9 protein-coding genes are annotated in these 7,863 nt (G+C 60.2%); 2 read left to right on the forward strand and 7 right to left on the reverse strand.

Annotated elements, in window-relative coordinates:
• Positions 1-176 precede the first annotated feature (176 nt).
• The 4 genes from AB0M02_RS46590 to AB0M02_RS46605 all read right to left on the reverse strand — a co-directional run bounded on the left by AB0M02_RS46590 (position 177) and on the right by AB0M02_RS46605 (position 4,965).
• Positions 177-1,406 (reverse strand): TIGR02391 family protein, encoded by a 1,230-nt coding sequence (locus AB0M02_RS46590; RefSeq protein ID WP_364238972.1) that lies wholly within the window; start codon positions 1,404-1,406, stop codon positions 177-179.
• 419 nt (positions 1,407-1,825) lie between these two features.
• A complete protein-coding gene (locus AB0M02_RS46595) occupies positions 1,826-2,896 on the reverse strand; it encodes a hypothetical protein (protein WP_364238973.1) in 1,071 nt (356 codons plus the stop codon).
• 15 nt (positions 2,897-2,911) lie between these two features.
• A complete protein-coding gene (locus AB0M02_RS46600; RefSeq protein WP_364238978.1) occupies positions 2,912-3,751 on the reverse strand; it encodes a Shedu anti-phage system protein SduA domain-containing protein in 840 nt (279 codons plus the stop codon).
• 485 nt (positions 3,752-4,236) lie between these two features.
• The gene (locus tag AB0M02_RS46605; RefSeq protein WP_364238974.1) at positions 4,237-4,965 is read right to left on the reverse strand and encodes an XRE family transcriptional regulator; all 729 of its coding nucleotides are present in this window, start codon (positions 4,963-4,965) and stop codon (positions 4,237-4,239) included.
• Between the two features lie 138 nt (positions 4,966-5,103).
• Between AB0M02_RS46605 and AB0M02_RS46610 the strand changes: the two genes are divergently transcribed.
• Together AB0M02_RS46610 and AB0M02_RS46615 are read left to right on the forward strand one after the other, a co-directional pair.
• Complete coding sequence (locus AB0M02_RS46610; protein WP_364238975.1) at positions 5,104-5,337, forward strand: hypothetical protein; 234 nt, start codon at positions 5,104-5,106, stop codon at positions 5,335-5,337.
• 61 nt (positions 5,338-5,398) lie between these two features.
• The gene (locus tag AB0M02_RS46615) at positions 5,399-5,947 is read left to right on the forward strand and encodes an HD domain-containing protein (RefSeq protein ID WP_364234858.1); all 549 of its coding nucleotides are present in this window, start codon (positions 5,399-5,401) and stop codon (positions 5,945-5,947) included.
• Here the strand turns inward: AB0M02_RS46615 and AB0M02_RS46620 are convergent.
• From AB0M02_RS46620 to AB0M02_RS46630, 3 genes are read right to left on the reverse strand one after another with little or no spacing between them, the layout of a single operon-like run.
• A complete protein-coding gene (locus AB0M02_RS46620; protein ID WP_364234860.1) occupies positions 5,940-6,401 on the reverse strand; it encodes a hypothetical protein in 462 nt (153 codons plus the stop codon). The two genes, AB0M02_RS46615 and AB0M02_RS46620, sit on opposite strands and share 8 nt — an antisense overlap.
• On the reverse strand, positions 6,394-6,870 hold the full coding sequence (locus AB0M02_RS46625; RefSeq protein ID WP_364238976.1) for an NUDIX domain-containing protein: 477 nt from the start codon (positions 6,868-6,870) through the stop codon (positions 6,394-6,396). Before AB0M02_RS46625 ends, AB0M02_RS46620 begins: the two co-directional genes overlap by 8 nt.
• Positions 6,871-6,877: 7 nt before the next feature.
• Positions 6,878-7,585: an XRE family transcriptional regulator gene (locus AB0M02_RS46630; RefSeq protein WP_364238977.1), complete on the reverse strand. Its 708-nt coding sequence runs from the start codon at positions 7,583-7,585 to the stop codon at positions 6,878-6,880.
• Between the last annotated feature and the right edge of the window lie 278 nt (positions 7,586-7,863).

A 7,863-nucleotide genomic window follows, 5' to 3' on the forward strand; every position in this document is an offset into this window, starting at 1 on the left:
TCATCGATCACATACCTGAGTATGCGAGATCAACGGATCAACGCCGGAAGCAGCCCAAGATTCCAACGTTACTTCACGAAGAGTGCGCCAGAGCCGAGTTTGGGCGCCAGATATCGCGACTTTCGGCACCACTCTGCAGTCGCCAGCGGTGCCGCTGCCGATGAAACTCCTCCGGATTACTCCTTCGCGAGCCATTCCCTCACCTTGTGCGAAATCTTTTCTGGGTACTTTTTCTGAACGAACTCGATGAACTGACGCATTCCTGCCAACTGGTCGTTGCCGTACGAGTCCGTCGTCGGCAGATTCAGCAACCGATCGAGGTCAGCTTGGGTGAGTTCGTCGACTACCAACTCAAGCCGCATCAGCATGATGTTGCTGTAATCGTAGCTACGGGTGAAGTCAGCCTCATCGAGCCACTTGGTCTTGAGTACCTTGCGTACCGCCTTAGACTCAACCTTGGCAGGGAGCCTCAAATTCCTCAGCCACTTGCCATCCTCGAAGTCATGGTAGAAGGAGCTCGCGGTCCGATAGCTCCGGCGCTTGGCGAGAACCAGTTCTTCAATCTCTTTGATCGTGTCTTCGCTGACGTATCGGGTGATCAAGTCATAGGCGAGGCTCGCCAGCGCGATGTAGTGTACGGCGAGGTTGGGCTCTAAAGGTGTTGCTGGTGTGTGGGCCTTTTCATTTCTGAGATGCTGGACGCCCAAGTGGAGATACCCGATGCCTCGGAAGAAATCGGCTTCCGCGTCGCTGCTAGGCCTCGCCTTACCGAACAGGGCTTCATAGTGCGCGATATTCTGCGCGCTATTATTGAAGACATCCGAGGCCTTCTCCTTTCCGGTGATCTCCCGGAGTCTTTCGCGCACCAGCTTGTATGACTCTTCGACTGCATGAAAGTAGTCCCCAGAGGCCAGGTACTGCCCGATGTGGTTGTAAAGTTCCTCGTGGATTTCGACCTGGATCTTGTTCTGCGAAACCGTAGCGCTGGTGGTAAAAATGGCGCGGGTGGAGTCAGCCGCGTCCTCAGTCGACCCAGCCGGCCTTCCGTCCGCGGAAGATGAACCACGAAGCCTCGCCGCGATCTTTCGGATCTTGGCAATTTGGTCGTCGGTTATCTCCCTGTCAGAGAACCCCGAAGAGTGTGGAGCAGCCTGCTTCGCTTCGATGTAGTCCGCGAGGTTGGCGAGCGTCGACGCGACCTCAGAGTCTGATCCAATCTTCCACAAAATCCTTAACCTGTTGGCCTTCGAGCCCCCGTACTCGGCATATTTGTCGTCGTAGATATCGATGCCGAGGTCATCGAAAAGCTGCGCCAACGACGTATTTGTAAAATCGAGGACATAACCACCATCCATCCCCAGCACTGTCTCCAGGAAGGTTTTGTCTGGCAACGACAGCTTGCTCACGACTCGCAGCACCTCCGCTCGGCCGGCCGCCATGGAAGCTACATCCTCTCATCGAGGTCTTCACGCGGTCACAGCCTGCGTGTGAGATGCCATGAGCAGCGTGGGCACGGACGTGACACAGTCAAGCTCGCTCCTGAACGGGCGACCGACCCACTCGGTCAGGACCCATGGTCGTCCGACGGTAGCCTGTTTCGGTGCAGCGTGTCGGCTTGTCACCGCGCCGATGCTGCATGCAAGTGGGCGGCGGATGTTCGGTCCTGTTAGCCCTTCTCCACTGCGCGACGGATTGCCTCGGTGGCGTATGGCGCAGGTAGCCACACGCACTCGCCGGGAGTCCTGTTGAGACCGCTCCGCCTACTTTCCCGGCAAACAGTGTTTGCGCAGGCGGATGCCGTCCGGTGGCCCAGGCCTATGGAGCTTTAGCCCGGTTCTCCGCCTGTTTTGGGACGATTGTGGCGTTCTATCTTCGCGTCCTCCTCTGCTAGATCCAACTGGCGCTGCCTCATCCGCTCAAGCTCTTTGCGAAGAGCTAACATATCTTTCTCGCTCTGTTCAAAATCACGCTCCAAGGAGCCGTAGAAGTTAAAAAACTTGATCTTGTCCGAATCTAGGTCGAGCTTATTTGCGCGCTTCAGCCATCTATCCAGATCCGCCCGCTCATACTTGTACGGAAACTCCAGCTGTTTTAACTCTTCTGGACTGTCAGTCGGGCTCGCGTCGAATGTTTGTGCAAGCTTTATGGCTAAGCTCTCGTCCACATCCGCAAAAACCATGGTGACTATCCATGCGCCTGCGATGACCTTCTCTATGCGTTCGATAAGCTGGTCTTTTAAATGAAAAGCTGCCTGATTCCATGCGACGTCGAAACCTTCCCGGAGCTCATCAGCAATCACCGTAGCCGGCGGTTTGAACGTCGCCATCCGGTCTTCCGGAAAGGCCCCGATAGGCGGCCCCACATACGGATGGCGCGTTGTCGCGTCATAACTTTCGAGCATCGAACAGACCAGCTCGAAGTGCATGTAAGTAAAGACTTGGACTACACTGCGCCGAATATGATCCCGATGATACATTTCGTTTCGGTATTCATGAAGCCGTTTGAGCGCGTCGGCATGCCCGCGGTCCATCTTGTTCCGGGCAACAAGGAAGTTCGCTTTCGCCATGAAATCTCTGTCGAGCTCCCTAAGCTTCTTCGCGGGGATTACTCGCTGTAACGCTTCTTGACGCTTCTCGAAGGCCTCCGCCGAGGGATTTACTTCAACTATCTCGTTCCAGCGGCGGAGGAGCGTTTCATAGAAGTCGTTCTCGATCAACTCAGGGTATATTGAGCGATGCATTATGACCTCGGCAGCATTGTCGAGGAGGATATATGCTATTCGGAGATGTGAGGGTGATTCGCTCAACATGAGCCGTTTAGCTTCGGTGAGTTGGACGGTCAAGACCTCGAAACGGTCGGCAGAGTAGTATTCATCGATGTCAGGATTAGGATCCATGTGATCAGTATTCAACTACTCAATTCCCGTCGCGCGTGCGTGTGTGACTCGCTGCCCGGAAGCACTCAACGCGTCATTTTGCCAATACGCCCAACGCTGAGCAAGATATGCTTTTCGCTCGTCGCTCATCATGACGGAGCGTGTGAGTGCCTCGGATGGGTCGCCAAGAAGTAGACACGCTGGTCCGGACGACGTCGTGGTTCCAAAGACCGGTGAAAAGGCGTATGGCCTTGGGCCATTAGCGGTCAAAGAGACGGTCAGTGTTCTACTGTGATCGAAGCGTGGATGCAGCGAGTCAAACGTCATGAAGGACTCGTTCGTCGCGCGTTGCTGATCACGTTTGAACCGCAGAGTATCGGGATTTACGTGGCCGCCGCCAGTCTCGAACTCTGACTGACGTCCGAAAACTAAAAGATACTGCGGTTCGATGGGACGGTCGTTGTATGAGTCGAAAAATAGGAACCTCTTTCGAAAGAGGGCTACGTTGTCATCCCTCGCGAACCAAGCCCGCCAGTCGTTGAGTTGATCGTGAGCCTCACGGAATTCAGCAGTTGGTCGTCCATCCTGCCGGAACCATCTTTTGCTAGGCTTTTCGATCTCAACGAGAATTGGGGTAATAAGGCTCGATGAGCGCGTCACCCACATGAAGTCTGGTTCGAATGTTGGTCCAGATCCGAGCAGCTTAGGCAGTCGGAACAATGCCCGCAGCTCAGGCCCATGATGACCTCCGGGTCCAACGTCACCGCTTCCTCCTGGCACCATCGCCGGGTGTAACTCTAGGAACTGTTGTACTTCGCGTTCTTCAGGATCATGCGCAAGCAGATTGGGACCACTCAGCCGAAACCTTGTCGGCATAGAATTGCCACTCCAGCGGCTTTGGGCGATTTGGGTCGTTGTCCGGTTTTGTCGTTCTCCAGCCACCTACGGATGAGCTGTTAGCTGTCGACATGGAGAGATTCTAGACGCCATCCCTTGGGCGGCAGTTATTCCGGTTGACGATCGCCGGCGTTAAGGTCTGATGTTTTCGGCAGTGGCAAGTCTGGTGAACTTGCGACGCGGATGTCATTTCTGCGTTTGGACAACAGCCATAGCGGTGTGGCATCCGCGGCTCGATCAACCGAGCTTGGAGCGCTGATCTGTGATGCCGGCGTGGCGATGCCAGGGTGGGACGTTAAGTCGTCACAAGACGTCTATGAAGGCGCAGTCGCTCCGGACCCTAGGCGCTGACAGTCTTCTTGGTAGCCGGTAGCTAGATCGCTCAGCATTGGGACACCGGCTAGTTGAAGCCCGGCCGTGCGCGGAGTCAGAGCCGTGTGCGGCCGGGCGCCTATGCGTTCGCGTCAGATTGTGAAGTCGTGGCTCGTCGTCCAGACGCGCTCGAACGAGTCGACGTAGGTGCTGACCATCCCGTCGGTTGCACGCTGGCAGAGGTGGATGACCGGTGCGTGTCCGCCTGGGTGGCCATAGATGTGGGTGTTGATCAGAACCTGGTCGTCGGCTCGATAGATGGAGTTGTACAGGACCGTGTCGTGGAGTCGCAGGGTAGCGCCGGCGTCGGTGACTGGACGGAAGCCGACTTGGGCGGTGCGGATTCGGGCGCTCATGCCGTTGCCGATGCCTTCGTCGTTGCCGCGGCCAGCGATCTCTACCCCGTTCGGGTCGCCGAGTGCTATCCGTATCCGCACGCCGGTCTTTGCTTTCCGGCGCAGGGTGTCCGTGACGGTGATGTCTTCGGCTAGGAATAGGGCGCTGTAGGCGAGGATGCAGATCTCGTTCTGGGCTTGGGCGAACAGCCGTGACCAGGCATCGGCTGGCACAGCCGAGCGGTGAGGGTAGACGATTCTGATCTTGTCGGTTTGGGAGCTTGGCTCGCTGAGGCGGGGGAGTTCTGGCCAGAGTTCGTGCATTGACCAGCCCGTAAGCTCGGCAAGTGCGATGCGGTGGCGCGGGTAGGGCATGCGGCCGGCCATCCAGCGCTGCACAGTCTTCGGGTCGACGCTGAGGCGAGTGGCGATATCGACCGTAGTGAGGCCGGCGCCGCGCAGGGCTCGGGCTAGGGGACGTTTCACGCAACGACTCCGATCGTCGGCGAAGAGGACATCGTACCTAAGACGTCCCTAGACGTCCCAGTCCTGCGGTTCACAGTCTGTTACCTGGGGTTGAGACTCGGATGGACGGATCTGATCAGTGCGGGTAGGAGGGTGGCGATGGCGGCGGTGGAACGCGCAGGTGAAGAGGTTGCGCAGGAGTCTGCTGATCGTCTGGCGCTCGCGTTTGAGGATGCTGGGTTCGATGTCGGGCAGGACTTTCCGGCGTTGCATGACGCGATCGGTCGGCAAGGCGACGCCGTCGTGCGGATCGGGGACGTGCGGCCGGCTGTCGCGGATCGCCTTGCTGCTGCTCTGAATCGGCAGTCGGGCGTGTATTGGCCGCAGCTCTAGGGAGGGAATGACAGGTAGCGACAGGCACGTCGTCAGGTGGGAGGTTCGTTAATCTGCCCTTGTGGATCAGATCGGACGAGCCCGTGACCTTGCGCGCCTGGTGCTGGCTGAGTCGATCCCGCGGCGTTGGGTGCACAGCCAGGGCGTTGGGCGTAAGGCCGAGTCGATCGCTCACCTGATCGGCGACGATGCGTCGGCGTTGGTGGCTGCGGCCTGGCTTCATGACGTTGGTTATGCGCCGGATCTTGTCGTAACGGGGATGCACCAGCTTGACGGCGCCCGCTATCTGCGGGACGTTGCGGGCCTTGATGATCTCGTCTGCCGCCTCGTGGCCAACCATTCGTGCGCGCACGTTGAGGGCCGCAATCGCGGGCTGGTTGAGCAGCTTGGGAACGAGTTCCCACCGGCCGATGAGGTGCTGTCTGACGCGATCACGTTCGCTGACATGACGACGTCCCCGGACGGTGAGCCGGTTGAGGTCGAGTGGCGACTTGCGGAGATCCTGTCGCGGTATGGCGATGGTGACCTCGTGGCGGAGTCGATTCGCGAGGCGAGTCCGCTGATCATCGGCTCGGTGCGGCGGATCTCTGCGCGGTTGATGGCTAACTAGCCTGGTCAGCGCGAGTCAGAGAGCCCTGTTCATCGCGGCTCCACCGGCGGCCGGCGCTGTCGAGAAACTCGATCTCGACGGGCTCGGGTTCGACATAGGTGCGGAGCCAATCGGCCGGCGCGGGGCGCTGGACGGTACGGCCCGGAGGGACGAGGCCGACGAACTCCGAGCCAGCTTCCTCGTCGCCGCGGGCGGGGAGGGGGAGCTCGACCTCGTAGATAGGCATGTCGCTGGCGTTGTGGACATGGAAGGCGACCTCGCGACCGCCGTCGACCTTGCGGATCAACTCGACCCAGGCGCTGATGCGTTCGGCCTGGGCGCGCTGCTCATCGTCGGCGCGGTTGGCCTCGCGGCGATGTTCGCGGCGTAGCAGGACGAAGCCGACGATGAAGGCGCCGACGGTGCCGATGGCTGCGAAGGCGTCGGCTCCGGCGCCTACCCAGTCGCTATCCAAGGTGAATGCTCTGCGGGCTGGTGAGGTACTGGTCGATGCGCAGGCGCATGGAACGGTCGATCGGTAGCGAGGCGATCTCGGCCGCAGGGATCCAGCGAACCTCGGTTGACTCCGAGCTCGGGGTCGGCGACCCACCCACCGGGCGGGCGGTGAACACGACGGAGAACTCTTGGCGGGCCTCGTTGTTGCTGGTGTAGAGGATGACGTGGCGGGGGTCGGTGTAGATACCGACCAGGCCGGTGACCTCGACGTCGATACCAGTCTCCTCGGCGGTCTCACGGACCGCGCAATCCGGCAGTGACTCGCCGAGGTCCATGGCTCCGCCCGGCAGGGCCCAGTTGTCGTTGTCGGAGCGGCGGATCAGCAGGATCTCGCCGTTGTCGTTGACCACGACGGCGTTGGCGGAGGGCACAACGCTGTTGGCCTTGGGCGCCTCAGGGTCGTTGTAGAAGTCGATGCGTCGTCCCACGGGCGCCTCACTCCATCGGTGTTGCTTCGTCCCATACCCGCTCGAAGCTGTCTAGGTAGGTGGTGACCATGCCGCCGCCGGCCACCCGGCGCAGGTGCAGGACCGGAGCCTGGTAGGCGCCGAAGCTGTAGATGTGGGTGTTGACCATGAGCTGGTCGTCGGCGCGGTAGATCGAGTTGTAGAGCACGGTGCGGTGGGTGCGGAACTCGATGCCGTCGATGTCGCGCAGCGGCCGGTACAGGACCATCGCGTTCTTGATCTTCGCGGGCTGGCTGTCGTAGACGCCTTCGTCGGCGCCGCGCTGGGCGACGTTTTCGCTGTCGGGGTCGCCGAGCAGGATGCGGATGCGGGCTCCGGCGTCGGCCTTCTGGCGGAAGATGCGCTGGATGCCGGCGTCCTCGGCGACGAACAGGCCGCTGTAGACCAGGACGCCGATCTCTACCTCGGCGTTGGCGAAGAAGTTGCGCCACAGCTCGGACGGCACGGTCCAGCGGTGCGGGTAGATGTTGATGATCTCGCTCTCGCTGGCGCTGGCGACCTGATCAGGGCTGAGCGCGTCGGGCCACAGGTACGCCTCGTCGACATTGAGCTTCACCGCGACCGCATACCGGTGACGCCGGTAGGGCGTCCGGCCGCTGATCCAGCGCTCGACGCTTTTCGGGTCCACGTGCAGGGCTTCCGCCATGCTGGCCGGGGTGAAGCCGCGTTCCAACATGGCAGTGCGTAGTCGCTCGTTCGGCATCGTCTTCCCGTCAGGACGTCCCGGCAGCCCGACCACCCTAAGCGAGACGTCTCGGACACGTCCAGCCACGACCTGATCACGTCCCGTGTCCTGATCGCAATCTCAATGGCATCGATGCGGACCACCGCATCAGCCAAACGAGAGGAGATCAGCAACATGGACACCCAGCACTTCACCCACGAACCCCCGACCTGCCCCTGCGGCGCCCAGCTCGCAACCGGGCACCCGAAGCTCTGCCGCAAGTGCACCGC

It is taken from the genome of Actinoplanes sp. NPDC051861, from assembly GCF_040681145.1.
Classification (GTDB): Bacteria; Actinomycetota; Actinomycetes; order Mycobacteriales; family Micromonosporaceae; genus Actinoplanes.

Bases quoted from the DNA above. Each gene is read 5' to 3' on its own strand.
- AB0M02_RS46595 (WP_364238973.1), bottom strand. From the start codon at position 2,896: ATGGATCCTAATCCTGACATCGATGAATACTACTCTGCCGACCGTTTC.
- AB0M02_RS46600 (WP_364238978.1), bottom strand. From the start codon at position 3,751: ATGCCGACAAGGTTTCGGCTGAGTGGTCCCAATCTGCTTGCGCATGAT.
- AB0M02_RS46610 (WP_364238975.1), top strand. From the start codon at position 5,104: ATGGCGGCGGTGGAACGCGCAGGTGAAGAGGTTGCGCAGGAGTCTGCT.
- AB0M02_RS46630 (WP_364238977.1), bottom strand. From the start codon at position 7,585: ATGTTGGAACGCGGCTTCACCCCGGCCAGCATGGCGGAAGCCCTGCAC.